This window comes from Polaromonas sp., from assembly GCF_043778355.1.
In the GTDB taxonomy this organism is placed as follows: Bacteria; Pseudomonadota; Gammaproteobacteria; order Burkholderiales; family Burkholderiaceae_C; genus Polaromonas.
This window is the reverse complement of sequence record NZ_JAYWHI010000056.1, coordinates 1-25,220: the sequence shown is the minus strand read 5'-3', so window position 1 is coordinate 25,220 and position 25,220 is coordinate 1. Positions and strand designations below refer to the sequence as shown.

The 25,220-nt window shown below is 62.2% G+C and carries 20 protein-coding genes; 9 read left to right on the top strand and 11 right to left on the bottom strand.

Going from position 1 to position 25,220, the window contains the following annotated elements; genetic code table 11:
- Window positions 1–16 precede the first annotated feature (16 nt).
- The 8 genes from ACH2CW_RS09345 to ACH2CW_RS09310 all read right to left on the bottom strand — a co-directional run bounded on the left by ACH2CW_RS09345 (window position 17) and on the right by ACH2CW_RS09310 (window position 10,520).
- Complete coding sequence (locus tag ACH2CW_RS09345) at window positions 17–1,192, bottom strand: acetyl-CoA C-acyltransferase (protein ID WP_395057385.1); 1,176 nt, start codon at window positions 1,190–1,192, stop codon at window positions 17–19.
- Between the two features lie 15 nt (window positions 1,193–1,207).
- On the bottom strand, window positions 1,208–3,307 hold the full coding sequence (locus ACH2CW_RS09340) for a 3-hydroxyacyl-CoA dehydrogenase NAD-binding domain-containing protein (RefSeq protein ID WP_395057383.1): 2,100 nt from the start codon (window positions 3,305–3,307) through the stop codon (window positions 1,208–1,210).
- Window positions 3,308–3,492: 185 nt separating this feature from the next.
- A complete protein-coding gene (locus tag ACH2CW_RS09335; protein ID WP_395057381.1) occupies window positions 3,493–4,188 on the bottom strand; it encodes an ABC transporter ATP-binding protein in 696 nt (231 codons plus the stop codon).
- Between the two features lies 1 nt (window position 4,189).
- On the bottom strand, window positions 4,190–4,957 hold the full coding sequence (locus ACH2CW_RS09330; RefSeq protein WP_395057379.1) for an ABC transporter ATP-binding protein: 768 nt from the start codon (window positions 4,955–4,957) through the stop codon (window positions 4,190–4,192).
- A gap of 136 nt (window positions 4,958–5,093) precedes the next feature.
- Window positions 5,094–6,383, bottom strand: coding sequence for a branched-chain amino acid ABC transporter permease (locus ACH2CW_RS09325; RefSeq protein WP_395057377.1), 1,290 nt, complete (start codon window positions 6,381–6,383; stop codon window positions 5,094–5,096).
- 3 nt (window positions 6,384–6,386) lie between these two features.
- On the bottom strand, window positions 6,387–7,421 hold the full coding sequence (locus ACH2CW_RS09320) for a branched-chain amino acid ABC transporter permease (RefSeq protein WP_395057375.1): 1,035 nt from the start codon (window positions 7,419–7,421) through the stop codon (window positions 6,387–6,389).
- Window positions 7,422–7,502: 81 nt separating this feature from the next.
- Window positions 7,503–8,735, bottom strand: a complete 1,233-nt coding sequence (locus tag ACH2CW_RS09315) for a branched-chain amino acid ABC transporter substrate-binding protein (protein WP_395057373.1) — start codon at window positions 8,733–8,735, stop codon at window positions 7,503–7,505.
- A gap of 156 nt (window positions 8,736–8,891) precedes the next feature.
- Window positions 8,892–10,520 carry a 3-(methylthio)propionyl-CoA ligase gene (locus tag ACH2CW_RS09310; RefSeq protein ID WP_395057371.1) on the bottom strand — a complete coding sequence of 543 codons (1,629 nt, stop codon included), beginning with the start codon at window positions 10,518–10,520 and terminating at the stop codon, window positions 8,892–8,894.
- 236 nt (window positions 10,521–10,756) lie between these two features.
- Between ACH2CW_RS09310 and ACH2CW_RS09305 the strand changes: the two genes are divergently transcribed.
- From ACH2CW_RS09305 to ACH2CW_RS09280, 6 genes are read left to right on the top strand one after another with little or no spacing between them, the layout of a single operon-like run.
- Window positions 10,757–11,482 (top strand): Crp/Fnr family transcriptional regulator, encoded by a 726-nt coding sequence (locus ACH2CW_RS09305; protein ID WP_395057387.1) that lies wholly within the window; start codon window positions 10,757–10,759, stop codon window positions 11,480–11,482.
- 43 nt (window positions 11,483–11,525) lie between these two features.
- Window positions 11,526–13,004 carry a YdiU family protein gene (locus tag ACH2CW_RS09300; RefSeq protein ID WP_395057369.1) on the top strand — a complete coding sequence of 493 codons (1,479 nt, stop codon included), beginning with the start codon at window positions 11,526–11,528 and terminating at the stop codon, window positions 13,002–13,004.
- A gap of 33 nt (window positions 13,005–13,037) precedes the next feature.
- The gene (gene msrB / locus ACH2CW_RS09295) at window positions 13,038–13,445 is read left to right on the top strand and encodes a peptide-methionine (R)-S-oxide reductase MsrB (RefSeq protein ID WP_395057367.1); all 408 of its coding nucleotides are present in this window, start codon (window positions 13,038–13,040) and stop codon (window positions 13,443–13,445) included.
- Window positions 13,446–13,471: 26 nt separating this feature from the next.
- Window positions 13,472–14,086: a septation protein A gene (locus tag ACH2CW_RS09290; RefSeq protein WP_395057365.1), complete on the top strand. Its 615-nt coding sequence runs from the start codon at window positions 13,472–13,474 to the stop codon at window positions 14,084–14,086.
- A 1-nt stretch (window position 14,087) separates the two neighbouring features.
- On the top strand, window positions 14,088–14,378 hold the full coding sequence (locus tag ACH2CW_RS09285; protein WP_395057363.1) for a BolA family protein: 291 nt from the start codon (window positions 14,088–14,090) through the stop codon (window positions 14,376–14,378).
- 58 nt (window positions 14,379–14,436) lie between these two features.
- Window positions 14,437–15,222: a peptidylprolyl isomerase gene (locus ACH2CW_RS09280; protein WP_395057361.1), complete on the top strand. Its 786-nt coding sequence runs from the start codon at window positions 14,437–14,439 to the stop codon at window positions 15,220–15,222.
- Window positions 15,223–15,292: 70 nt separating this feature from the next.
- Here the strand turns inward: ACH2CW_RS09280 and ACH2CW_RS09275 are convergent, their stop codons facing one another.
- Window positions 15,293–17,698, bottom strand: a complete 2,406-nt coding sequence (locus ACH2CW_RS09275; RefSeq protein ID WP_395057359.1) for a catalase — start codon at window positions 17,696–17,698, stop codon at window positions 15,293–15,295.
- A 203-nt stretch (window positions 17,699–17,901) separates the two neighbouring features.
- Here ACH2CW_RS09275 and ACH2CW_RS09270 point away from each other — a divergent pair, with 203 nt between their 5' ends.
- The 3 genes from ACH2CW_RS09270 to ACH2CW_RS09260 all read left to right on the top strand — a co-directional run bounded on the left by ACH2CW_RS09270 (window position 17,902) and on the right by ACH2CW_RS09260 (window position 20,543).
- Window positions 17,902–18,033: a hypothetical protein gene (locus ACH2CW_RS09270; protein ID WP_395057357.1), complete on the top strand. Its 132-nt coding sequence runs from the start codon at window positions 17,902–17,904 to the stop codon at window positions 18,031–18,033.
- Entirely contained in the window at window positions 18,033–18,824 is a 792-nt protein-coding gene (locus tag ACH2CW_RS09265) for an ABC transporter substrate-binding protein (RefSeq protein ID WP_395057355.1), read from the top strand. The genes ACH2CW_RS09270 and ACH2CW_RS09265 overlap by 1 nt, the downstream gene beginning before the upstream one ends.
- 114 nt (window positions 18,825–18,938) lie before the next feature.
- Window positions 18,939–20,543, top strand: coding sequence for a gamma-glutamyltransferase family protein (locus ACH2CW_RS09260; RefSeq protein WP_395057353.1), 1,605 nt, complete (start codon window positions 18,939–18,941; stop codon window positions 20,541–20,543).
- 27 nt (window positions 20,544–20,570) lie between these two features.
- Here ACH2CW_RS09260 and ACH2CW_RS09255 read toward each other — a convergent pair whose 3' ends face one another.
- Window positions 20,571–21,542, bottom strand: coding sequence for a Bug family tripartite tricarboxylate transporter substrate binding protein (locus ACH2CW_RS09255; protein ID WP_395057351.1), 972 nt, complete (start codon window positions 21,540–21,542; stop codon window positions 20,571–20,573).
- A gap of 57 nt (window positions 21,543–21,599) precedes the next feature.
- Window positions 21,600–25,220: phosphoribosylformylglycinamidine synthase (gene purL, locus ACH2CW_RS09250; protein ID WP_395057349.1), on the bottom strand; the 3,621-nt coding region annotated here is incomplete at its 5' end.

Below are 25,220 nucleotides of genomic sequence, written 5' to 3'. Positions count from 1 at the left end.
CGCAGGACGGTGGGCATTAGAGAACCTCAAACACCCCCGCTGCGCCCATGCCACCGCCGATGCACATGGTCACCACCACCCGTTTGGCACCGCGGCGTTTGCCTTCGATGAGGGCGTGGCCGGTCAGGCGCTGGCCGCTGACGCCGTAGGGGTGGCCGACGGCGATGGCGCCGCCGTTCACGTTCAGGCGGTCAGCGGGAATGCCGAGTTTGTCGCGGCAATACAGTACTTGCACTGCAAAAGCTTCGTTCAATTCCCACAGGTCGATGTCGCTGACCTTCAGGCCCAGACGCGCCAGCACCTTGGGAATCGCGTAAACCGGGCCAATACCCATTTCGTCAGGCTCGCAACCGGCCACGGCAAAGCCCAGGAAACGGCCCAAGGGCTTCAGGCCTTTTTTCTCGGCCAGGGTTTCGTTCATCACCACCACGGCGCCGCCGCCGTCAGAGAACTGGCTGGCATTGCCGGCAGAAATCACACCGCCGGGAATGGCCGGCTTGATGCCGCTGATACCTTCCTTGGTGGTGCCTTCGCGAATGCCTTCGTCCTTGCTGACCGTCACTTCTTTGGTGGTCAGACCCATCACCGCATCGGCCACACCCATGGTGACGGTGATCGGTGCGATCTCTGCGTCAAACAGCCCGGCCGCCAGTGCAGCCGTGGCTTTTTGCTGGCTGGCTGCGCCGTATTCGTCCATCTGCTCGCGCGAAATGCCGTAGCGCTTGGCGACCTGCTCGGCGGTCTGCAGCATGTTCCAGTAAATCTCGGGCTTGTTCTTGGCGAGCCAGGAGTCGGCCAGCATGTGGGTGTTCATTTCCTGCTGCACGCAGGAGATGCTTTCGACGCCACCCGCCACATACACGTCGGCTTCGCCGGCAATAATGCGCTGGGCTGCCAGCGCAATGGTCTGCAGACCGGAAGAGCAGAAGCGGTTGACGGTGACACCCGAGACGGTGATCGGGCAGCCGGCGCGCAGGGCGACCTGACGCGCAATGTTGGCGCCGGTCGCGCCTTCGGGGTTGGCGCAGCCCATGATCACATCATCAACCTCAGCGGCTTCGATGCCGGCGCGTTTGATCGCATGTTCAACGGCGTGACCACCCAGAGTGGCGCCATGGGTCATGTTGAAGGAACCCTTCCAGCTTTTGGCCAGAGGGGTGCGGGCAGTGGAAACGATTACGGCTGAAGTCATGGAGATCTCCGGAAATTAGTTAAAAGTCTTGCCTTCGGCAGCCAGCTTGGCCAGCAGCGGCGCGGGCTGCCAGAATTTCGCGTCGTCCAGCGGGTTCTGCGCAAAACGCTGCATGCTCTGCACCACGTTGAACAGGCCCACCTGGTCCGCATACAGCATGGGGCCGCCGCGATGAATCGGGAAGCCGTAGCCCATCAGGTAAACGATGTCGAGGTCGCTGGCTTTGGACGCAATGCCCTCCTCCAGGATCTGGGCGCCTTCGTTGACGAGTGCATAAACCAGGCGCTGGACAATTTCTTCATCCGAAATCTTGCGTGGCGTGATGCCTTGGGCGGCGCGGTGGTCCTCGATCATCTTGACCACTTCGGCATTCGGCACGGCGTCGCGTTTGCCGGGAACATAGTCGTACCAACCGGCGCCGGTTTTCTGACCGAAACGGCCCTTCTCGCACAGCAAGTCTGCGGTCTTGCTGTATTTCATGTCCGGCTTTTCGGTGTAGCGGCGCTTGCGGATGGCCCAACCAATGTCGTTGCCGGCCAGGTCGCCCATGCGGAACGGGCCCATGGCCATGCCGAACTTCTCCATGGCTTTGTCGACCTGCGCGGGGGTGCAGCCCTCGTCAAGCAGGAAACCGCCCTGCCGGCCGTACTGCTCGATCATGCGGTTGCCAATGAAACCGTCGCAAACGCCCGAGACCACGGCGGTCTTCTTGATCTTCTTGCTGACGGCCATCACGGTGGCGAGCACGTCCTTGGCGGTTTTTTCTCCACGGATGACTTCAAGCAGCTTCATGACGTTGGCCGGGCTGAAGAAAAGCATGCCGACCACGTCCTGCGGGCGTTTCGTGAACGAGGCAATCGTGTTGACATCCAGCGTGGACGTGTTGGAGGCCAGGATGGCGCCGGGCTTCATCACACGGTCAAGTTCCTTGAAAACTTTTTCCTTGACGCCCATTTCCTCGAACACGGCTTCGATCACCATGTCGGCGTCTTTCAGGTCGTCGTAGCTGAGCGTGGTGCTCAGCAGGCTCATGCGCTGCTCGTATTTGTCCTGCTTGAGCTTGCCGCGCTTGACCTGCGATTCGTAGTTCTTGCGGATGATGCCCAGCCCCTTGTCGAGGGCTTCCTGCTTCATTTCCAGCATCTTGACCGGGATGCCGGCGTTCAGAAAATTCATGGCAATACCGCCGCCCATGGTGCCGGCACCGATCACGGCAATGGACTTGATCTCGCGCTTGACGGTATCTTCCGGCACGTCAGGGATTTTGGAGGCTGCACGTTCGGCCATGAAAATATGGCGCAAGGCGCGGCTTTCCGGGGTGAACATAAGGGCGGTGAAGATTTCCCGCTCAAAAGTCATGCCTTCGTCAAATTTCTTCTTGGTGGCCGATTCCACGGCATCGACACACTTGCCGGGCGCCGGGAAGTTTTTTGCCATGCCCTTGACCATGTTGCGCGCAAACTGGAAATAAGCGTCGCCGTTCGGGTGTTTGCAAGGCAGATTCCGGACCAGGGGCAGAGGCCGGGTGTCGGACACCGCTTGCGCGTAGGCCAGTGCCTCCTCGGCCAGTGACTCGGCAGAACTGGCCATCTTGTCAAACAGTTTCTGGCCCGGAATTTGGGCCAGCAATTCACTCTTGACGGGCTCGCCGCTGACGATCATGTTGAGTGCGGGCTCCACGCCCAGTGCGCGCGGCAGCCGCTGGGTACCGCCTGCTCCCGGAATCAATCCGAGCTTGACTTCAGGCAGGGCCACGCTGGTGCCGGGCGCCGCGATACGGTAGTGGCAACCGAGCGCCAGTTCCAGACCGCCGCCCATACACACCGAATGAATCGCGGCCACCACAGGCTTGGAAGAGTTTTCGACAGCCAGAATAACGCTCAGCAAATTCGGCTCGGCCAGCGCCTTGGGAGAGCCAAATTCCTTGATGTCGGCACCGCCAGAAAAGGCCTTGCCGGCACCAGTGAGCACAATCGATTTGACGCTGGCGTCGGCTTGGGCCTTTTGCAGGCCATCCGTGATGCCTACACGCGTGGCGTGACCGAGGCCGTTGACGGGCGGGTTTTGAAGCGTGATGACCGCCACGCTGCCGTGGACTTCGTATTTCGCTGTCATGAGTTATTTTCCTTTGTTTCGTGATTCTCAGCCGCTGATCGCCAAAACCCTGAAAGGGCCGGACCGCCAAAATAGTACGACCGTTCTTTTCTTATTGTAGAGAGCTTATGTTGCACTGCAACCCTCGGGGTCGTCTGCATTGTCCCTGTCGCGACAAAATCCGGCTTGCTGGCAAAGCCGGTCTTTCAGACCTCCAGCCATTCCTTGCGAATATAGGCGTCGGCCCGCAGGCTGTCGGGCGTGCCCTGGAACACGATGCTGCCATGGCCCATGACCAGCGCCCGGTCCGAAATGGCCATGGCGATGGTCAGTTTCTGCTCGATCAGCAACACGGAGATACCTTTGGTCTTCAAGGTCTGCAGATACTGGCCCACCAGCTCGACAATTTTGGGCGCCAGTCCTTCGGTCGGCTCGTCGATGATGATCAGGTCCGGGTCGCCCATCAAGGTGCGGCACAGCGTCAACATCTGCTGCTCGCCGCCCGACAGCACGCCGGCTTCCGTATGCTGCCGCTCCCTGAGCCGGGGAAACATCTGGTACATGTCCTCGAAGGACCAGCGGCTGCCCTTGCCCTTGCCTTTCTGCCCCAGCATCAGGTTCTGATGCACGGTCAAGGTCGGAAAGATGTCGCGGTTCTCGGGCACATACCCAATGCCCAGGTGGGCAACCTCGTAGGCCTTGCGGCCAACCATCTGCTTGCCTTTCCACTGGATGTCGCCCTGGCAATCCACCAGTCCCATGATGGCCTTGGCAGTGGTGGAGCGGCCGGACCCGTTGCGCCCCAGCAAGGCGACGATTTCACCGGGCTGGACGTCAAAATGAACGCCATGCAGCACATGGCTCTTGCCGTAGTAGGCGTGAAGGTTTTCGATTTTCAGCATATCAGTGTCCCGCCTGGGCATCGGCGACATGGGAGCCGAGATAGGCCTCCTGCACGCGCGGGTTGGCACGCACAGCGTCTGGCGTGTCGAAAGCCAGTACCTCGCCGTACACCACGACGGCAATCCGGTCGGCCAGGCCGAACACCACACCCATGTCGTGTTCCACCGTCAGCAGGGTTTTGCCCACGGTCACTTCCTTGATCAGATTGATGAAGCGGCTGGTTTCGCTGCGGCTCATACCCGCCGTGGGCTCGTCCAGCAGGATGACACCGGCGCCTCCGGCGATGGTGATGCCGATCTCCAGCGCGCGCTGCTCCGCATAGGTCAGGTTGATGGCCAGCACATCGCGCTTCTTGTCGAGCTTGATCATTTTCATGAGCTCGTCGGCGCGGTCATTTGCGTCGTCCAGGTCGGCCAGGAACTTCAGGAAGGTGTATTTGTAGCCCAGACTCCAGAGCACACCGCAGCGCAGGTTTTCAAACACGCTGAGTTTGGGGAAGATATTGGTGATCTGGAAACTGCGCGACAGGCCGAGACGGTTGATCTCGAACGGTTTTTTGCCGTTGATGCGCTGGCCACCGAGCAGCACATCACCGCTGCTGGGTTCGAAGCGCCCGCTGATCAGGTTGAACAGCGTGGACTTGCCGGCGCCGTTGGGCCCGATGATGCCGACGCGTTCGCCGGCGTTCACAGCGAGGTTGACGCCGCGGATGATCTCGGTTTTGCCGAAACTCTTGCGCAGGTCTTTCAATTCAAGTGCATAAGTCATATTGTTTTCCGCCCGTCAAGTGCGCCGCACACAACGGGACCAGCGTAAGAATGATCGGCCGCCGCGCAGGGCCGCCCCAAGCGAGGCCAGCCCCCTCGGGGGGCAGCGCAGTACACGTAGTGACAAGCGTGGGGGCTCATAGACTTTCCCGGCGCTTGATTTCTTTTTCGATGTATTCCTGGATGTCACCCCACTCGACCAGAAACTGGCGGCGCGTGACTTCAAACAGGCCCAGGCCGGTCAGCATCACAAACGCCGAACCAAACCAGCTGTTGAGGTTTTTGACGTCGAGTGTGACGCCCAAAAACTTGAGTTGTGAGCCGAGCGTGGTGTTGAGCTGCATGTGGTAGACCATCTCAATCATCGCGCCAGCGCCGACCAGCAAGACCAGCACGGTGACCGTCATGGCCAGATAGCTGACCCACAGTTGGCGCAGCTTGCCGAAAGCCGCCACGCGCAGGTTCATCATGATCAGGCTGGCGATGCCGCCGGGCGCATACATCACCATGAACAGGAACACCAGGCCCAGGTAGAGCAGCCAGGCGTTTGTGAACTCGGACAGCAGCACCGTTGCCAGCACCATCAGGATGCCGCCTATGATGGGACCGAAGAAAAAGGTGGCCCCCCCCAGGAAGGTGAACAACAAATAGCCGCCCGAGCGTGCGGCGCCTACCACCTCGGCCGTGACGATCTCGAAATTGAGCGCGGCCAGCCCTCCGGAGATGCCGGCGAAAAAACCGGAAATAATGAAGGCCATGTAGCGTACTTTTTGGGTGTCGTACCCCACAAACTCCACCCGCTCGGGGTTGTCCCGCACGGCGTTGAGCATGCGGCCCAGCGGGGTTCGGGTAAAGGCAAACATGAGACCCACCGCCACAAAGGTATAGCAGGCAATCAGGTAGTAAATCTGGATCTGCGGACCGAAGTTGATGCCCATCACGGCTTTGCCAACGACCCGGTTGCCCGACACGCCCCCCTCACCGCCAAAAAACTCCGGGATCATCAGCGACAGCGCAAAGACCAGTTCACCCAGCCCCAGCGTGATCATCGCGAAGGTGGTGCCCGACTTGCGCGTGGTGACATACCCGAACAACACGGCAAAGCCAACGCCGGCCAGGCCGCCCACCAGCGGCACGAGCGACACCGGGAGCGGCAACGCGCCGTTGCCGACGCTGTTGAGCGCATGAATCGCAAGAAAGGAGCCCAGGCCGGTATACACCGCATGCCCGAAGCTCAGCATGCCGCCCTGCCCCAACAACATGTTGTAGGACAGGCAGGCAATGATGGCAATGCCCATCTGGGACAACACGGTCAGGCTCAGGCCGCTGCCAAACACCATCGGTGCGACCACGAGAATCAGCGCAAACAGACCCCAGGTGATCCAGCGCCCGATGTTGAGCGGCGCAAATTGGTAATGTGTTTTCATGGGTCAGCCCTCCCGCTTGCCGAGCAGGCCGCGCGGCCTGAAGATCAGGATGAGCACCAAAAACAGATAGGGAAGAATAGGCGCCACCTGCGACAAGGTGAGTTTGATATAGGAGTTATTGGCCACCGCAGCACTGAGCGGCACACCGATCTGCTCAGCCAGGGTGACCAGCGAGTAGTCGAAGGCCACGGCGAAGGTCTGAATCACACCGATCAGCACCGAGGCCACGAAGGCGCCGGACAGTGAGCCCATGCCGCCCACCACCACCACCACGAAGATGACGGAACCCACCGTGGCGGCCATGGCCGGCTCGGTCAGGAAGGTGCTGCCACCGATCACCCCGGCAAGGCCAGCCAGCGCCGAGCCGGCGCCGAACACCAGCATGAACACGCGTGGCACGTTGTGGCCCAGGGATTCGACCGCCTCCGGGTGTGTCAGTGCGGCCTGAATCACCAGGCCGATGCGGGTGCGCGTCAGCAGCAACCAGACCGAAGCCAGCATGATCACTGCGACCAGCATCATGAAACCGCGGGTGGCAGGGAACGGCGAACAGACAATACGCACCGCCGCGTCGGCCGTGCTGCACAGGTCGGCGGGTGCAGTGCCCCAGAACAGGCTCAAACCCTTGACCGAATCATTGATCAGCGTGAAAGCCGGCCCCTGAAGGAGTTCGGGCGGACGGAATTCCACCGCAATGCGGCCCCAGATCAGTTGAACCAGTTCAACGATGACGTAAGACAAGCCAAACGTGATCAGAAGCTCAGGCACATGGCCGAACTTGTGCACCTTGCGCAAACACTGGCGCTCAAACAAGGCACCCAACCCGCCAACGACCAGAGGTGCGATCAGCAAGGCTGGCCAGAAGCCGACGAATTGGGCCACGGTGTAGCCCACATACGCGCCCAGCATGTAGAAGCTGGCGTGCGCGAAATTCAGGACCCCCATCATGCTGAAAATCAGCGTGAGTCCCGAACTCAGCATGAACAGCAAGAGCCCATAGCTCAGCCCGTTCAGCATCGAGATGATGAAAAACTCCATTCAGCGTGACCTTCCTCGTCGGTAAAAGTAAAAGAGCCCGATACGGCAACCCGCTCGGGCTCTGTCGCAAGGCGCCGGAATTTACGGACGCTTCATCTGGCAGCTGGTCGGTGTGCTCGACACGTAGTTCGGATATTCCTTGACCATCGCCAGGGTCATGCCGGTTTTTTCAGGGCTGTAGGGACTCTTGGCATCGGCCTTTTGCCATACCGACATGTACAGCGGCTGCTGCAACTGGTGATCGGTCTTGCGCATTTCGACTTCACCGTTGAAGCTTTTGACTTTCAGGCCTTCCATCGCCGCTGCCACCTTCACCGGGTCGGTGGATTTGGCCTTGGCCATGGCAGCACCCAGCATTTCGAAGATGCGGATGGTCGAGCCGGTGTAGAAGTCGTCGTTGTACTTGGCGTTGAACTCCTTCATCCACTTTTCCATCTGCCCACCCATGTTGTAGTGGTTGTAGGCGATTTGATAAACGCGTCCGGCGCCGTTCTGGCCCAGGGCCGTTGGCGTGCCGGTGACGCCGGCGTAATAGGTGAAAAACTTGCCGTTGTAGCCGTTTTCGTTGGCGGCCTTGATCAGCAGCGAGAGGTCAGACCCCCAGTTTCCTGTGATCACGGTGTCGGCGCCGGAGGCCTTGATTTTGGCGATGTACGGAGCGAAGTCACGCGTTTGGGCCAGCGGGTGCAGGTCTTCGCCCACCACCTGGATGTCGGGGCGCTTGCGAGCCAGCGATTCCTTGCCGAACTTCACGACCTGGTGGCCGTGTGAGTAGTTCTGGTTCAGGAAATAAACTTTCTTGATGTCAGGCTGGGTGGCCATGAAGCTGGACATCGCCTCCATTTTCATTGATGTGTCTGCGTCAAAGCGGAAGTGCCAGTAGTTGCACTTGCTGTTGGTCAGATCGGGGTCCACGGCCGAGTCATTGAGGTACATCACCTCCTTGCCAGGGTTGCGCTCATTGTGTTTGGCGACGGCGTCGCTCAATGCCAGGGCCACCGAGGAGCCGTTGCCCTGGATGATGTAACGTGCACCCTGGTCGATCGCAGCCTTGAGCGCGTTCAGGCTTTCCGCCGGGCTGAGCTTGTTGTCGATGGTGGAGAACTCAAATTTCACGCCGGCCGGGTTGCCGGCACCACTGAATTTTTCAGCAAAAAACTGGTAGCCCTTGGCCTGGCTGACGCCCACCGGCCCCAGCAGCCCGGTCAGGGGGTCAATCCTGACCACTTTGACGGTTTCGCCCTTTTGGGCAAAGGACATGCCAGCGGCCATCATCATGGCCGAGGCTGCAACAATTTTCATGGTCAAGTTCATCAAAGTCTCCTGGTTAACTGATAGAGGCAGAGTACAAGTTTTTGTGCGCTGCAGCGTAGGGGATTGCCCGTAAAAAAATGTCTGGCTATCGCGCATGTGACAAAGGCGCTGCGGCGGTTTGGTGCGTTATTCCGCCAAGCGGAATGACGCAGCGGGCTAGATGCCAGGCAAGGTGTAGTCCTTGAGCTGTTCACGCAGCCGTGTCTTGAGCATTTTTCCGGTGGCACCCAGCGGAATTGCATCGACAAACACCACGTCGTCCGGAATCTGCCATTTGGCGGTTTTGCCTTCGTAGAACTTGATCAGTTCCTCGCGCGTGACGTCGGCGCCGGGCTTTTTCACCACGGCGATGATGGGGCGCTCGTCCCACTTGGGGTGCCGCACGCCGATGCACGCTGCCATGGCCACGGCAGGGTGCGCCACGGCGATGTTCTCGATATCAATGGAGCTGATCCACTCGCCACCGGACTTGATCACGTCCTTGCTGCGGTCGGTGATCTGCATATAGCCATCGGCGTCAATGGTGGCCACGTCCCCGGTCGGAAACCAGCCGTCAACCAGCGGGTCGCCGCCCTCGCCCTTGAAGTATTCACCAACGATCCACGGCCCTTTCACATGCAGGTCGCCATACGCCTTGCCGTCCCACACCAGTTCCTTGCCGTCCTCGCCGACAATTTTCATGTCCACGCCATAGATGGCCCGACCCTGCTTGAGCCGGATTTTCATCTGCTCGTCCTTGGGCATGTCCAGGTGTTTGTTTTTCAGGGTGCAAAGCGTTCCGAGCGGCGACATCTCGGTCATGCCCCAGGCATGCAGCACTTCCACGCCGTAGTCTTCCTGGAAGGCGTGAATCATGGCGGGCGGACAGGCCGAACCGCCAATGACGGTGCGGTTGAGGGTTGAAAATTTCAGGCCTGCCGGCTTCATGTGGCCCAGCATCATCTGCCACACCGTGGGCACGCCGGCAGCATAGGTGACCTTTTCGTTTTCGATCAGTTCGTAGACGGACTTGCCGTCCAGGCCCGGACCCGGAAACACCAGCTTGGCGCCGGTCAGCGCGGCCGAGTACGGAATGCCCCAAGCATTGACGTGAAACATGGGCACCACGGGAAGAATCGAGTCGCGCGCGCTCAGGCACATCACGTCCGGCAGCGCCGCCGCATAGGCATGCAGGATGGTCGAGCGGTGGCTGTACAGCGCCGCCTTCGGGTTGCCGGTGGTGCCGCTGGTGTAACACATGCTCGACGCCGAGTTTTCGTCGAAGCTCGGCCAGGCATAGTCGGACGAATGTGGGGCGATCCAGGCTTCGTAACTGCTCAGGTTGGGAATACCGCTGTCAGCGGGCAGCTTGTCCGCGTCGCACAGGGCGATGTAGTGCTTGATGGTGGTGCATTTCGAATGAAAAGCCTGCACCAGCGGCAAAAAGGACATGTCAAAAAACAGCACCTGATCTTCGGCGTGATTGGCAATCCAGGACACCAGGTCGGGATGCAGACGCGGGTTCAGGGTATGCAGCACGCGGCCGGAGCCGCTGACGCCGAAGTACAGTTCGAGGTGTCGGTAACCGTTCCAGGCGAGCGTGGCAATGCGGTCGCTGAATTGCAGCTTCAGCGCATCCAGCGCCTTGGCCACCTGGCGCGAGCGCCGCGCCACGTCGCGATAGGTGTAGCGGTGGATATCGCCCTCTACCCGGCGCGACACAATCTCCGCATCGCCATGATGGCGCTCCGCAAAATCGATCAGCGATGAAATCAGCAGCGGCTGGTTTTGCATCAAACCCAACATGGTCTTATTTCCTTTTTTATCCGGTAAAAAATCGCTGTTCTGCAACAACGCCGTGACTGCATCGTAACGCCCGCACTCACCACTCGCACCGGTCCATCCTTATTTCGCAAGGCTGCGGCGAACCCGGACTATCGCCCGGCAGGCGCTGCAGGGCAAGGGTTGTCGCCGGTCCGACAGTTCCTAGGTACAAACCCGTGACAAGGGCCGGGCGCTGCGGCTGCGAGACAATCATGCCGATGTCCCTTGAAGAAGCCGCCTTGCCTCATCACCGTTTTCTGCGTGGTCAGCCCTGGTTTGCTGCCTTGCCGGAAGACAGTCGCGCCCGCCTGCTTGACCGCACCCTGACGCAGGCAAGCCGAAAGGGAGAGGTCATGCTTGCAGCGGGCACACCCGTCAAGGGCTGGTACGCGGTGCTGTCTGGCCTGGTCAAGCTGCAAAGCACGTCGCCTGAAGGCCGCGTCTCGGCCTTTCTGGGTGTGCCGGATGGCGAGTGGTTCGGCGAAGGCTCGGTGCTGAAAACCGAGGACAGGCGTTACGACGTGATCGCGTTGCGCGACACCGTGCTGATGTGCCTGCCGCGCGCCGAGTTCGATGCCCTGCTGGCCCACAGCCTGCCTTTCAACCACTTTCTGGTCGCGCACCTGAACCGCCGCCTGGGCCAGGCCATGACCATCATCGAGGCCGGGCGGCTGCGCTCGCCCGAGCAGCGCGTGGCCCTGTACCTGAGCCGCGTGTTCTGGCAGGGCAGGCGCCGGCTCGTGCTGTCGCAGGAAGAGCTCGGGCATCTGGCCGGTCTGTCGCGGCAAACGGTCAACCGCGCGCTCAAATCCATGGAGCAGTTGGGCCTGGTGTCGCTCGAGTTCGGCCGGGTCGCCATGCTCGACGAGCAGGCGCTGGCGGCTTATGCCACCCGACCCGGCACTCCGCCGGACAAGCCTTTCCCAGCCGCTCCTGATGTTTAACCCTGAAGCCACGGGGCTGTTGGCGACGGGGGACAATCTGAACATGAGTGCTGTCATCACAGATCCCGCTGCGGCCATTCCCGGCCTGGCATGGAACAATCGTTTCAAAACGCTGGGGCTGGACTTTTTCACCGAACTCCAGCCCACGCCACTGCCCGCCCCTTACTGGATCGGTCGCAACCAGGCGCTGGCGCGCGAACTCGGGCTGCAGGAGCCGTGGTTCGCATCGCAGGAATCGCTGGCGCTGTTTACCGGCAACCTGGTGGCACAGGGCTCGCAGCCGCTGGCCAGCGTCTACAGCGGCCACCAGTTCGGCCAATGGGCCGGGCAACTTGGCGACGGCCGCGCCATCCTGCTCGGCGAGCTTCAAACCGCAGCCGGGCCGCAGGAAATCCAGCTCAAGGGCGCTGGCCTGACGCCCTACTCCCGCATGGGCGACGGTCGCGCGGTGCTGCGCAGCTCGATCCGCGAATATTTGTGTTCGGAGGCCATGCACGGGCTGGGCATACCCACGACCCGCGCGCTTGCAATGACCGGTTCGGACGCACGGGTGCGGCGGGAAGAAATCGAAACTGCGGCGGTGGTGACGCGGGTCGCGCCCAGCTTCATACGCTTCGGGCATTTCGAGCATTTCAGCTACAGCGACCAGCACGCGCAGCTCAAGACCCTGGCCGACTTCGTGATCGACAACTTTTACCCCGCGTGCCGCGACGCTGCCCAGCCGTATGCGGCGCTGCTGCAGGCGGTCAGTGAACGCACTGCAACCATGGTGGCCGCCTGGCAGGCGGTCGGTTTTTGCCACGGCGTGATGAACACCGACAACATGAGCATCCTGGGCCTGACCATCGACTACGGCCCATTCCAGTTTCTCGACGCCTTCGATCCCGGCCACATCTGCAACCACTCGGACAGCCAAGGCCGCTACGCCTACAACAAGCAGCCCAACATCGCCTACTGGAACCTGTTTTGTCTGGGTCAGGCGCTGCTGCCGCTGATAGACGGTCAGGAGCAGGCGCTGGCCGCGCTGGAGTCTTACAAAACCGTGTTCCCGCAGGCGCTTGAAGGCCGCATGCGGGCCAAGCTGGGCTTGCCCGACGCGCGGCCGGAAGACAAGGCACTGATCGAGGGCATCTTCAAACTGCTGGCGGCCGACAAGGTGGACTACAGCATTTTCTGGCGCCGTTTGGGCGGTTTTGCGCCGGGGACTGCAAACGAGGCTGTGCGCGACCTGTTTCTGGACCGCGCCGGATTTGATGTCTGGTCGCTACAATATTCAGAGCGCCTTGCGCCCGTGGACAAAGGGCTACACGCCGATTTGATGCTCAAAACCAACCCAAAGTACGTGCTTCGCAACCATCTGGGCGAACAAGCCATCCGGGCTGCGAAACTTCAGGACTTTTCCGGAGTCGATACCTTGCTGAAGCTGCTACAGGCCCCATTTGACGAACATCCGGACCAGGAATCCTTCGCCGGTTTCCCGCCCGACTGGGCGTCCTCAATTGAAATCAGCTGCAGTTCGTAAGCAGGATATAAAGCCCTCTCAAAAGGTAGCACCATGACCGTAAAAATCCAGAAAACAGACGCCGAGTGGAAAGCCTTGCTGGCCGAAAAGGGCGCAGAGCGCGGCGCATTTGAAGTCACCCGACATGCCGCCACCGAGCGCCCTTTCACCGGCAAGTACGAGTCGGTCTGGGCCGATGGCAGCTACCACTGCATCTGTTGCGGCAACAAGCTGTTCGATGCCAGCACCAAGTTCGATGCCGGCTGCGGCTGGCCCAGTTTTTCGCTGGCCGTGCCGGGCGCCATCACCGACATTGTCGACCGCAGCCACGGCATGACCCGCACGGAAACCGTCTGCAGCCAGTGTGGCGCGCACCTGGGTCATGTTTTTCCCGACGGTCCTACCGATACCGGCTTGCGGTATTGCATGAACTCCGCGTCGCTCGATTTTTCGCCCAAGTAGTTGCCTGGCTCCCCGATAATCTGCCCATGAAAATTCTCTTCGACTTCCTCCCCATCATCCTGTTCTTCGGCATGTTCAAGTACGCCGAAGGCAATACCGAATGGGCTGCACGCACCGCCACCGAGTGGCTGGGTTTCATGGTGTCCGGCGGCGTGGTCGGCACTGCCGAGGCGCCGGTGCTGCTGGCCACCGTGGTGGTGATCCTGGCGACGCTGGCGCAGATACTCTGGCTTGTCGCACGAGGCCGCAAGATCGACACCATGCTGTGGGTCAGCCTCGGCTTGGTCACGCTGCTGGGCGGCGCCACCATCTACTTCCACAGCGAGGCCTTCATCAAATGGAAACCCACGGTGCTGTACTGGGTCATGGGCGGTGCCTTGCTGGTCGGTCAACTGGTGTTCAAGAAAAATGGCATCCAGAAACTGATGGGCGCCCAGCTCAGCCTGCCCGATGACGTGTGGCGCAAGGTCAACTACAGCTGGGTCGCTTTTTTTGCGGTCATGGGTCTGCTGAACCTCTGGGTAGCCTTCAGCTTCTCAACCGCCACCTGGGTCAATTTCAAGCTGTTCGGCGGCATGGGACTGATGCTGGTCTTCGTCATGGCGCAGGCGGTGTTCCTGAACAAACACGTCAAGGCCTGAGATGCTGCTAACTGCCGCGCCGCAACCCGTCCACGCCGTTCGCATCGAAGCACAATTACGCGCCCGTCTGAGTTCCACCCACCTGGAAGTGATCGACGAGAGTGCTTTGCACGCTGGCCACGCCGGGGCCAATGCGCAGGGTTTTGGCAGTCATTTCCGGGTGCGTATTGCCAGTCCTGCGTTTGCCGGCAAGAGCCGCGTGGCACGTCACCGGCTTGTGTATGATGCACTTCAAAATTTCATTGATGAGGGCCTGCACGCACTGGCCATCGAGATCATCGACACCCCCTGATTTTTCGCCAACCGCCATGCAAGGCGTGAAAAACAAACCCGATTACCCAAGGAAACTCATGAAAAAACATATTTTATTTGCCGGCGCCCTGAGCGCCCTGATGACGGTCGGTGCGGCCAGCGCCTTCGCGCAGAACGTCGCCATCGTCAACGGCAAGGCCGTGCCCAAGGCCCGCGTGGATGCGCTGGCCTTGCAACTGGCACGTTCCGGCCGTCCGGTCACGCCCGAAATGCAGGGCCAGATCCGCGAGGAAGTGATTGCCCGCGAAGTCTTCATGCAGGAGGCCGAAAAGCTCGGTCTGTCGGCCACCGACGACTTCAAGACCCAGATGGAACTGGCGCGCCAGGCCATTCTGATCCGCGAGTTGTTTGCCGACTATCAAAAGAAGAACCCGGTGACCGACGCCGACCTCAAGGGAGAGTACGACAAGTTTGTCGCAGCCAACGGTGGCAAGGAATACAAGGCGCGCCACATCCTGGTGGAAAAGGAAGATGAAGCCAAGGCCATTGTTGCCAGTCTGAAAAAAGGCGGCAAGTTTGAAGACATCGCCAAAAAGCAGTCCAAAGATCCCGGCTCCGGCGCCAACGGCGGCGACCTGGACTGGGCCAACCCGAGCAGCTATGTGCCCGAGTTCGCCGAAGCCATGGCCAAGCTCAACAAAGGCCAGATGACCGACACGCCCGTGAAAACCCAGTTCGGCTTCCACGTCATCCGTGTCGATGACATTCGCACCGCCAAATTGCCGCCGTTCGAAGAACTCAAACCGCAAATTTCCCAGCAGATGCAGCAGCAGAAACTGGCCACCTTCCAGCAAGGCCTGCGCGACAAGGCCAAGGTCGAATAAACCTTCCTGGCCCCCCTGTCGGGACAAAAAAAGCGGCCTCATGGCCGCTTTTTTCATGGACTGACGGTCATCAGACGCGCGGTGGATCGGTCTCGCGTGCTGCGTGGCGAGGACCGCCTACCGCATTGATGAAGGCATCGATCACCTTAGCCGACCCACCGGTCGCAAACAGCAAGCCCGGATCGGGCTGGCCATCGGGCAGCGCCGCAGGCACCCCGGCCTTGTCCATCAAGGTTCTGGATGCGCCCAGCACCAGGATGGACTTGCCGTGGCGGTACTGGTCCTTGATGAACTCCATGGTGTGTCCGTCCTGGGCCAGCGCAGCAACGGCCGCCTCGCCATCCGGCAACACCAGGGCATCAAAAAGAAAGCCCGGCTCGTTTTCAAGCGACGCATCGGCATTGAGCTTGTCGCCGTCCTGCGTTGCGACGGGCCCGATGCGCGGCGCGACCAGGCGTCCTACCGCGCCCTGCGCCAGCAAGGCTTGCTGCACGGCGGCCACGGAGGTGCCGACCACGCCCGGCGCCACCAGAATGGCGACCGTGCGACCTTTGAGAGAGCCGTCACCGGGTCGGGCCATCAGGGACAAGGTCGGTGACTTGGTGACTTCGGCCCGCTCCGGCTTGGCCAGCGCGCGTGGCATCGGCGCCGGCAAAACGTCCATGCCCAGGCCGTCAGCCACCTTGCGCGCAAGCGATTCCGAGGCATTGCGCAAGGACGCCACCATGCGCTCGCGGATCGCGGGTACCGTCACCTTGCTGAGCTCGAAGCGGAAAGCTGCGGCAATGTGCGCCTGTTCCACCGGGGTCTGGCTTTCGTAGAACAAGGTGGCCTGGGTGTAATGGTCAGCAAATTTTTCAGGCTTGCCGCGCACCTTGGCCTGCTCTTCCTTCGCCTGCAAACCGGCGGCAACCGTCACAAAACCCTGTGCTGCCCCTGCCTGAAAAGGGCAGCCACCGCCCAGCGAATTGGGCTCGTACGCCACCCGGCCCCGGTGGACGGCCTGGCGGTGCATGCCGTCACGCTGGTTGTTGTGAACCGGCGCAATCGGTGCGTTAATCGGGATCTCATGAAAGTTCGGGCCGCCCAGGCGCGAGATCTGCGTGTCCACATAAGAGTGGATGCGGCCGGCCAGCAGGGGGTCGTTGGAAAAGTCGATGCCGGGCACCACATGGGCGGTGCAGAACGCCACCTGCTCGGTTTCTGCGAAAAAGTTGTCGGGGTTGCGGTTGAGCACCATGCGCCCGACCTTCTGCACCGGCACCAGTTCCTCCGGAATCAGCTTGGTGGCGTCCAGGATGTCGAAGCTGAATTTTTCTGCTTGCTCCTCGGTGAAGATCTGCAGGCCCAGCTCCCACTCGGGGAAGGCGCCGGATTCGATGCGCTCCCACAGGTCACGGCGGTGGAAGTCCGGGTCGGCGCCGGAAATTTTCACCGCCTCGTCCCACACCATGGAATGTGTGCCGTATTTCGGCTCCCAGTGGAACTTGACGAAAACCGACTCGCCAGCCGCGTTCACCAGCCGGTAGCTGTGCACCCCGAAGCCCTGCATGGTGGCGTAGCTGCGCGGGATGGCGCGGTCCGACATGGCCCACATCATCATGTGAGTCGATTCGGGCATCAGCGAAATGAAATCCCAGAAGGTGTCGTGGGCACTGCCAGCCTGCGGCATGCCGTGGTGGGGCTCCGGCTTGACGGCGTGCACCAGGTCCGGGAATTTCATCGCGTCCTGGATGAAAAATACCGGCATGTTGTTGCCCACCAGGTCCCAGTTGCCCTCGTCGGTGTAGAACTTCACCGCAAAACCGCGCACGTCGCGCGCGGTGTCCTTGGAGCCGCGTTCACCGGCCACCGTGGAGAAACGCACAAACACCGGTGTGATCTTGCCGGCTTCCTTGAAGGGCGCGGCCCTGGTGTACTGCGGCAGTGGCGCGTAACACTCGAAATAGCCGTGCGCGCCGGAACCGCGCGCGTGCACGATACGTTCGGGAATGCGTTCATGGTCGAAATGGGTGAGCTTTTCGCGCAGGATGAAGTCTTCCAGCAGCGCCGGGCCGCGCAGGCCGAACTTCAGCGAATTCTGGTTGTCGGCAATCGGCACGCCCTGGTTGGTGGTGAGCACCTGGCCGCCCGAGTCCACACGCACCCGGTCCAGCGGTTCAATGGTGGCGTTCAGGCCCTCCAACGCGGTGCTGCCGGTTTTTTCGGTGCCATTTTCTTCTGACAGCGTGCTGCCAGTGGCCAGCCGCGAGGGCGAGTCGACGCTGGCGCCACGCTGCGGATGCAGGGCGTTGTCAAAACCGTGTTCCATCGGTTTGCTGACGTTGTAGGGCATGGCTTCGGCCAGGGCCTGTACTTCTGCCATCTTGCGTGACGGCAGGTCGTTGCTGTTGATCGGGGCGTTGTCGGCGGGGCCGCTGTCGGTATTGCGCGCGGCGGCCTTGGCGGGCGCCTCGGGTTTGGGTGTTTTGGGCATGGGTGTGGAGTCGAAAATGGGCCAACGGCAAAATTACCGACCCTCACGCTAGGAGGCCGACCGCAGCCCGCCTGTAGGACGCTACCGATGCGCCGGGCGGGAATCGACGAAGCCTCCTGCACCCCGCCTGCGCTTTCCCGGTTGACGGATGTAGCGTCAGGCGCTCCAATAGGTGGCATACCAACCAACATCAGGAAAGCGCCATGTTTCAGACCCTTCCCCTTGCCACCCGCCTGCGGCGTGGCAGGTTTGCCCAGACCGGAAAAACCGAGGTGTTGGCCCTGGACACCGCCTGCGTGCTGGTCGTCGGCTCTGGCCAGAAATTGGACTTCTGATGAACTTCCTGCTTCGCCCCCTCCTCTGCCTGGGACTGGTCGCCACGCTCGCCGCCTGCGCCACCTCCTCACCAGCCCCCGTCGCCGAGCTGGCGCCCTCCGGCAAGCTGCGTGCCGCCATCAATTTCGGCAACCCCATCCTCGCCTTGCGTAATGCCGACGGCACACCTCGCGGTGTGTCGGTTGATCTGGCCAATGAGCTCGGTCGGCGCATTGGTGTGCCGGTGGAACTGATCACCTTCACTTCAGCCGGCGCCTCGGTGGACGCGCTCACCAAGGCGCAGGTGGACATCGGTTTCGTCGCCATCGACCCGGTGCGCGGCGCGGGCCTGTACCAGACGGCACCCTATGTGGTGATTGAAGGCGCCTACCTGGTGAAAAACGCCTCGCCCATCACGCGCAACGAGGACGTGGACAAGCCCGGCGTGCGGATTGTGGTCGGTAACGCCAGTGCCTACGATCTGTACCTCACGCGCGAACTCAAAAACGCAAAACTGGTGAAGGCGCCGACCTCGCCGGCCGTGACGGACGTTTTCCTCGCGCAGAACGTCGAAGTGGCCGCCGGTGTGAAGCAGCAACTGGAGGCCGATGCCCAACGTGTGGGCGGGGTGCGCCTGCTGCCCGGCCGCTTCATGGTGATCAACCAGGCCATAGGCCTGCCCAAGGGCCGCGATGCGGCAGCGAAATACGTGGAAGCTTTCATCGAGGAGATGAAAGCCTCGGGTTTTGTGGCCGCCGCCCTGGCGCGGCACAAGATCGAAGGCGCGGCGGTGGCCGGTCCTCAGCGCTGAAGCGGCCGGTTTCCGAAACACATCTCCCCGGCGTCTGAACACGGAGGCCGGCCCGTCCAGCGCGGAGTGGCCTTTTCCCGTCGCCCCCGCTTCTTTTGCTTTCATCCGACCCTTATGACATCTGACACCTCCGCTTTCTGGAACTTCCCCTACCCTTCCCAGCGCATGCCGCTGCTCGCGCGCAACGTGGTCAGCACCTCCCAGCCGCTGGCGTCTGCCGCCGGGCTGCTGATGCTGGCGCGCGGCGGCAATGCGGTGGATGCCGCGCTGGCCACAGCCATCACGCTGACGGTGGTGGAGCCTTGCATGAACGGCATAGGCGGCGATGCCTTTGCCATCATCTGGGACGGCCAGCGCATGCACGGCCTCAATGCCTCCGGGCGTGCGCCGCGCCGCTGGACACCGGGCCATTTCTCACGCTACGAGGCGATGCCGCCGCGCGGCTGGGACTCGGTCACCGTGCCTGGCACGGTATCGGCCTGGCGCGCGCTGTCGGATCGCTTCGGCACGGTGCCGTTTGCCGAGTTGTTTGAGCCGGCGCTGCGTTACGCCCGCCACGGCTACATGGTGTCGCCCACCGTGCACCGGCAATGGCAGGCCCAGGTGGCCGAGCTCTTGCCTCAGCCCGGCTACCGCGAGGCGTTTGCGCCACAAGGCCGCGCGCCGCTGCCGGGCGAGCAGTTCATCTGCCCCGGCCAGGCGCGTACCCTGGAGCGTATTGCCGCCAGCAAGGGCGACGACTTCTACCGGGGCGAGCTGGCCAGGGCCATCGCCGACCACGCGCGCAACACCGGGGGCCTGTTGGATGAAGAGGATCTGGCCGCCCACCAGCCCGAGTGGGTGCAACCGATCTCGGTGGCTTACCGCGACCTCACGCTGCACGAGATCGGGCCCAACGGCCAGGGCATAGGCGCCCTCATGGCGCTCGGCATGCTGCTGCACTTCGACCTGAAGGCGGCGGGTGTCGACTCCGCACTGTCCCAGCACCTGCAGATCGAAGCCATGAAGCTGGCATTTGCCGATTTGCAGGAATTTGTTGCTGATCCGGATGCCATGCAAGCAGTCTCCGCCTCCGACCTGCTCGACAAGCGTTACCTGGCAGCGCGCGCCAAACTCATTGACCCGGACCGCGCTGCCCCGGCACGCGCCGGCTCACCCCACAGCGGCGGCACGGTGTACCTGACCGCAGCCGACGAACGCGGCATGATGGTGTCTTTCATCCAGTCCAACTTCAAGGGGTTTGGTTCTGGCGTGGTCGTGCCCAACACCGGCATCGCCCTGCACAACCGGGGTTGGGGCTTTAGCCTCAAGCCAGGCCACCCGAACCAGGTGGCGCCGGGCAAGCGGCCTTTCCACACCATCATTCCCGGCTTCCTGACCCGCGATGGCGCGCCGCTGATGAGCTTCGGACTGATGGGCGGCTCGATGCAGGCGCAAGGCCACCTGCAGGTCACCTGCCGCATTGCCGACTACGGCCAGAACCCCCAGGCCGCCAGCGATGCGCCGCGCTGGCGCGTGATGGACGACAACAGCGCAGTGGCGGTGGAATGGAATTTTTCGCCGGAAGCCATCGCCGGGCTGCGCGCGCGCGGCCACCAGGTCACGGTGTCGCCGCGGTTCAATACCGAGTTCGGCTGTGCGCAGATGGCGATGACCACACAAAACGGCTACATTGCCGCGTCGGACCATCGCAAGGACGGTTACCCCGTCGGCATCTGAGCTGCCGTTGGGTCAAGGCAGGACCGGTTATTCGACGACGATCTTGCGATCGCGTATCAGCTTGGCCCAGCGGGCGCTGTCGGCCGCCACCATCTTGCCCATCTGCTCGGGCGTGCCGCCAGTCGGCGTGGCGCCCAGGGTGGCCAGCCGTTTTTGCATCTCTGGCTCCTGCAGCGCCTGATTGAAGGCGGCGTTGACGCGGTTGACGATATCGGCGCCCGCGCCCTTGGGCGCATAGATGCCAAACCAGTTGCTCACGTCGAACCCCTTGAGGCCCTGCTCGGCCAGCGTCGGCACATCGGGCAGGAAAGGCACGCGCTGCGGCGTGGTCACCCCCAGCACGCGCAGCTTGCCCTCCTTGATGTTGCTCTGGGAGGTCACATAGTTGTCCATCAGCATGTGAACCTGGCCAGACATCATGTCGTTGAAGACCAGCCCGGTGCCGCGGTAGGGAATGTGGGTGATGAACACCCCGGCCTGCGCCTTGAACAACTCGCCGCTGAGGTGGCTGTTGGTGCCGTTGCCGCTGGAGCCGAAATTGAGCTGGCCTGGCTTGGACTTGGCCAGCGCAATGAACTCGGCCAGGTTCTTGACCGGCAGGCTGGCCGGCACCACCAGCACGCTGCTGGTCTGCGCGACATACACCACCGGCACAAAATCCCGGTCGACGTTGTACGGGATTTTCGTGTTGATGATGGGGCCGATCGAATGCGTACTGCCAGTGGCAATCAACAAGGTGTAGCCGTCCGGTGCGGACTTGGCCACATGGTCGGAGCCGATGGTGCCACCGGCGCCAGGCCGGTTGTCGATGACAATTTGCTGGCCGAGTTTTTCAGACGCCCTCTGGCTGATGGTGCGCGCCAGGATGTCGGTGGCACCGCCGGCCGGGAAAGGCACAACCAGGCGCACCGGTTTGACCGGGTAGCTCTGCGCAGCCACGCCGCTGCTCATGAAGGCTGCGCCCAGGCCCAGAAAGACGCTCAATAAATATCGTTTCATCGTTACCGTCCCGGTGTAAATTGCTTGGATAAGTAGCATGCTAACCCATCCCGGTCATCACCCCACCCAGCGGCGCGCATTGCGCCAGAGTTCCATCCACGGGCTGGGCTGGCTCGCGTCCAGCGGGGTCCAGCTCATCTGGATGTTGCGGAAGACGCGCTCGGGGTGCGGCATCATGGCGGTGAAGCGGCCGTCGGCTGTGGTCACCGCCGTCAGGCCACCGGCGCTGCCGTTCGGGTTGGCCGGGTAGGCCTCGGTCGGCTGGCCGTGGTTGTCGGTGAAGCGCATGGCGGCAATCGCCTTGCCCGCATCCCCGCGATGCGCAAAGTTGGCGTAACCCTCGCCGTGCGCCACGGCGATCGGCAGCCGGGAGCCGGCCATGCCCGCAAAAAACAGGCTGGGTGAACCCAGCACTTCCACCTGACTCAGTCGCGCCTCGAAGCGTTCACTGCGGTTGGTGGTGAAACGCGGCCAGGCCTCGGCGCCCGGAATGATGTCGGCCAGTTCGGCAAACATCTGGCAGCCGTTGCACACGCCCAGGCCGAAGGTGTCGGCGCGGGCGAAAAAGGCCTGAAACTGCGCCGACAGCGCCGGGTTGAAGGTGATGGAGCGGGCCCAGCCGATGCCGGCACCCAGCGTGTCACCGTAGCTGAAGCCGCCGCAGGCCACCACACCGGTGAAGTCGGCCAGTTGCGCGCGGCCGGTCTGCAGGTCGGTCATATGCACGTCGAAAGCCTCGAAACCGGCCTTGGTGAAGGCGTAAGCCATCTCGACATGCGAGTTGACGCCCTGCTCGCGCAGGATCGCGACCCTGGGGCGCGACAGGAGCAGCGCCGGGCTTGCTATCGAATCAGGAGCTGCTTGCGCAAGTGGGGCATGGGCTGGAGGCTGATTTGATGCCAAAACCACATGCAGGCCGGGGTCCGCCGGATCACCGGCCGCGGCGTGCTCGGCGTCGGCGCAGGTCGGGTTGTCACGTTGCTGATTGATCTTCCAGCTCACGCTGTCCCAGACCTGATGCAGGTCCTGCAGTTTGGCGCTGAACACCGCCTTGGTGTCGCGCCAGACCTGGACCTCGCCCTTGCCGACCTCCAGCGAAGCGTGCTCGGGACGGGTCTTGCCGATGAAGTGGCTGAATTTCGACAGGCCGTGTTCGCGCAGGGTCTGCATGACCTCGTTGCGCACCTCGGTACGCACCTGGATCACTGCGCCCAGCTCCTCGCTGAACAGCGCCTTTAGCGTCAGTTCCTCACGGCGCGCGCCGACCTGCGATGCCCAGTTCTTGCTGTCGCCGGTGTCCATGCGGCTGTCGGAGATGCCGTCGCCTTCAAGCAGCAGCATGTCGATATTGAGTGAGACACCCACATGGCCGGCAAAGGCCATCTCGCAGACGCTGGCGAACAGGCCGCCGTCGCTGCGGTCGTGGTAGGCCAGCAGGTGGCCCTGGCGGCGCAGGCTGTTGATCGCATTGACCAGGTTCACCAGGTCTTGCGGCTCATCGAGATCCGGCACGTCGCCGTCTTCCAACTCCAGCGTCTGCGCCAGGATGGAGCCGCCCATGCGGTTTTTACCCCGGCCCAGGTCGATCAGGATCAGCGTGCTGTCGGCCTCTTCGCCGTTCAGTTGCGGCGTCAAGGTGCCACGCACGTCCGGCAGCGTCGCGAAGGCACTCACGATCAGCGACACCGGCGAAGTGACCTTCCTGGTGGCGCCGTCCTCGGACCAGACCGTGCGCATCGACAAGGAATCCTTGCCGACCGGAATCGACACCCCCAGCGCCGGGCACAGTTCCATGCCGACAGCCTTGACGGTTTCGTAGAGCGCGGCGTCCTGGCCGGGCTCGCCACAGGCCGCCATCCAGTTGGCCGACAGCTTGACACGGGGCAATTCAATCGGCGCGGCCAGCAGGTTGGTGATGGCCTCGGCCACCGCCATGCGGCCGGAGGCGGCAGCGTTGACGGCCGCCAGCGGCGTGCGTTCGCCCATGCTCATGGCTTCGCCGGCAAAACCGGCGTAGTCGGCCAGGGTCACCGCGCAGTCGGCCACCGGCACCTGCCAGGGGCCGACCATCTGGTCGCGGTGTGTGAGGCCGCCAACGGTGCGGTCGCCGATGGTGATCAGGAAACGTTTGGAGGCGACGGTAGCGTGGCTCAGCACGGCGATTGCGCTTTTTTGCAGGTCCACGCCGGTCAGGTCCATCGGTTTGACAGTGTGTTTGACCGATTTCACGTCTCTGTGCATCTTGGGTGGCTTGCCCAAAAGCACGTTCATGGGCATGTCCACTGGAGGTGCAGCATCCTTGTCCGACAACACCAGCTGCCTTTCCTCGGTCGCCACACCAATCACCGCAAATGGGCAACGTTCACGCTCACAAAAGGCCTGGAACACCGGCAGCGATTCAGGTGCAATCGCCATGACATAGCGTTCCTGGCTTTCGTTGCTCCAGATCTCCTTGGGCGACAGGCCGCTTTCTTCCAGCGGCACGGCGCGCAGATCGAATCTTGCGCCACGCCCGGCGTCGTTGACGAGTTCGGGGAAAGCATTGGACAGGCCGCCGGCGCCCACGTCGTGAATCGCCAGGATCGGATTGTCCGTACCGAGTTGCGCGCACTGGTTGATGACTTCCTGCGCACGCCGCTCAATTTCAGGGTTGCCGCGCTGAACCGAGTCGAAGTCCAGCTGAGCTGCATTGGCCCCCGAAGCCATCGAGCTGGCTGCGCTGCCACCCATGCCGATGCGCATGCCGGGGCCGCCCAGCTGGATCAGCAAGGTGCCCGCCGGGAACAGGATTTTTTTTGTCAGGCGCGCGTCAATCGTGCCGACGCCACCAGCGATCATGATGGGCTTGTGGTAACCCCAGCGCTGGCCGCCCACGGTTTGTTCGTACTCGCGAAAGTAACCGGCCAGATTGGGGCGGCCAAACTCGTTGTTAAAGGCGGCACCGCCCAGCGGGCCCTCGGTCATGATCTGCAGCGGGCTGGCGATGTGTTCGGGCTTGCCGAAATCGCCGTCGAACAGGCGCGAGACGGTGAACCCGGTCAGGCCGGCCTTGGGTCTGGAGCCACGGCCGGTTGCGCCTTCGTCGCGGATCTCGCCACCGGCGCCGGTAGAGGCGCCGGGGAAGGGCGAAATCGCGGTCGGGTGGTTGTGGGTCTCCACCTTCATCAGCACATGGGTCAGCACGTCCTCGGAAGCGCTATAAGTTTGATAGCTGGTGCCGCTTTCCGGATAGGGGCTGGAGGCCGATTTGGCATAAAACTTCTGGACCGGCAGGCCCTCCATGACGGAGGCGTTGTCCGAATAGGCCACCACCGTGTGTTGGGGGTGCAAGTTCTCGGTGTTGCGGATCATGCCGAACAGGCTTTTGTCCTGGGCCACGCCGTCAATCGTGAAGTCGGCGTTGAAGATCTTGTGGCGGCAGTGTTCGCTGTTGGCCTGGGCGAACATCATGAGTTCGACATCGGTCGGGTTGCGCTGCAAGCCGGTGAAAGCATTGACCAGATAGTCGATCTCATCGACCGCCAGCGCCAGGCCGAACTCGCTGTTGGCAGCTTCCAGCGCCGCCTTGCCGCCGGCCAGCACGTCGATTGTCTGCAGCGCCGCGCCCTGCAGCTCGGTGAACAGCCCGGCGGCCTGCGCGCGGTGATCCATCACGCTTTCGGTCATGCGGTCGTGGAG

Excerpts from the sequence above, each read along its gene's own strand:
- ACH2CW_RS09290 (WP_395057365.1), top strand. The coding sequence starts at position 13,472 with ATGAAAATTCTCTTCGACTTCCTCCCCATCATCCTGTTCTTCGGCATG.
- ACH2CW_RS09330 (WP_395057379.1), bottom strand. The coding sequence starts at position 4,957 with ATGACTTATGCACTTGAATTGAAAGACCTGCGCAAGAGTTTCGGCAAA.
- ACH2CW_RS09310 (WP_395057371.1), bottom strand. The coding sequence starts at position 10,520 with ATGTTGGGTTTGATGCAAAACCAGCCGCTGCTGATTTCATCGCTGATC.
- ACH2CW_RS09345 (WP_395057385.1), bottom strand. The coding sequence starts at position 1,192 with ATGACTTCAGCCGTAATCGTTTCCACTGCCCGCACCCCTCTGGCCAAA.
- ACH2CW_RS09340 (WP_395057383.1), bottom strand. The coding sequence starts at position 3,307 with ATGACAGCGAAATACGAAGTCCACGGCAGCGTGGCGGTCATCACGCTT.
- ACH2CW_RS09255 (WP_395057351.1), bottom strand. The coding sequence starts at position 21,542 with ATGAAACGATATTTATTGAGCGTCTTTCTGGGCCTGGGCGCAGCCTTC.
- ACH2CW_RS09270 (WP_395057357.1), top strand. The coding sequence starts at position 17,902 with ATGTTTCAGACCCTTCCCCTTGCCACCCGCCTGCGGCGTGGCAGGTTT.
- ACH2CW_RS09260 (WP_395057353.1), top strand. The coding sequence starts at position 18,939 with ATGACATCTGACACCTCCGCTTTCTGGAACTTCCCCTACCCTTCCCAG.
- ACH2CW_RS09315 (WP_395057373.1), bottom strand. The coding sequence starts at position 8,735 with ATGAACTTGACCATGAAAATTGTTGCAGCCTCGGCCATGATGATGGCC.
- ACH2CW_RS09335 (WP_395057381.1), bottom strand. The coding sequence starts at position 4,188 with ATGCTGAAAATCGAAAACCTTCACGCCTACTACGGCAAGAGCCATGTG.
- ACH2CW_RS09320 (WP_395057375.1), bottom strand. The coding sequence starts at position 7,421 with ATGGAGTTTTTCATCATCTCGATGCTGAACGGGCTGAGCTATGGGCTC.
- ACH2CW_RS09265 (WP_395057355.1), top strand. The coding sequence starts at position 18,033 with ATGAACTTCCTGCTTCGCCCCCTCCTCTGCCTGGGACTGGTCGCCACG.
- ACH2CW_RS09325 (WP_395057377.1), bottom strand. The coding sequence starts at position 6,383 with ATGAAAACACATTACCAATTTGCGCCGCTCAACATCGGGCGCTGGATC.
- ACH2CW_RS09285 (WP_395057363.1), top strand. The coding sequence starts at position 14,088 with ATGCTGCTAACTGCCGCGCCGCAACCCGTCCACGCCGTTCGCATCGAA.
- ACH2CW_RS09275 (WP_395057359.1), bottom strand. The coding sequence starts at position 17,698 with ATGCCCAAAACACCCAAACCCGAGGCGCCCGCCAAGGCCGCCGCGCGC.
- ACH2CW_RS09280 (WP_395057361.1), top strand. The coding sequence starts at position 14,437 with ATGAAAAAACATATTTTATTTGCCGGCGCCCTGAGCGCCCTGATGACG.
- ACH2CW_RS09305 (WP_395057387.1), top strand. The coding sequence starts at position 10,757 with ATGTCCCTTGAAGAAGCCGCCTTGCCTCATCACCGTTTTCTGCGTGGT.
- msrB (WP_395057367.1), top strand. The coding sequence starts at position 13,038 with ATGACCGTAAAAATCCAGAAAACAGACGCCGAGTGGAAAGCCTTGCTG.
- ACH2CW_RS09300 (WP_395057369.1), top strand. The coding sequence starts at position 11,526 with ATGAGTGCTGTCATCACAGATCCCGCTGCGGCCATTCCCGGCCTGGCA.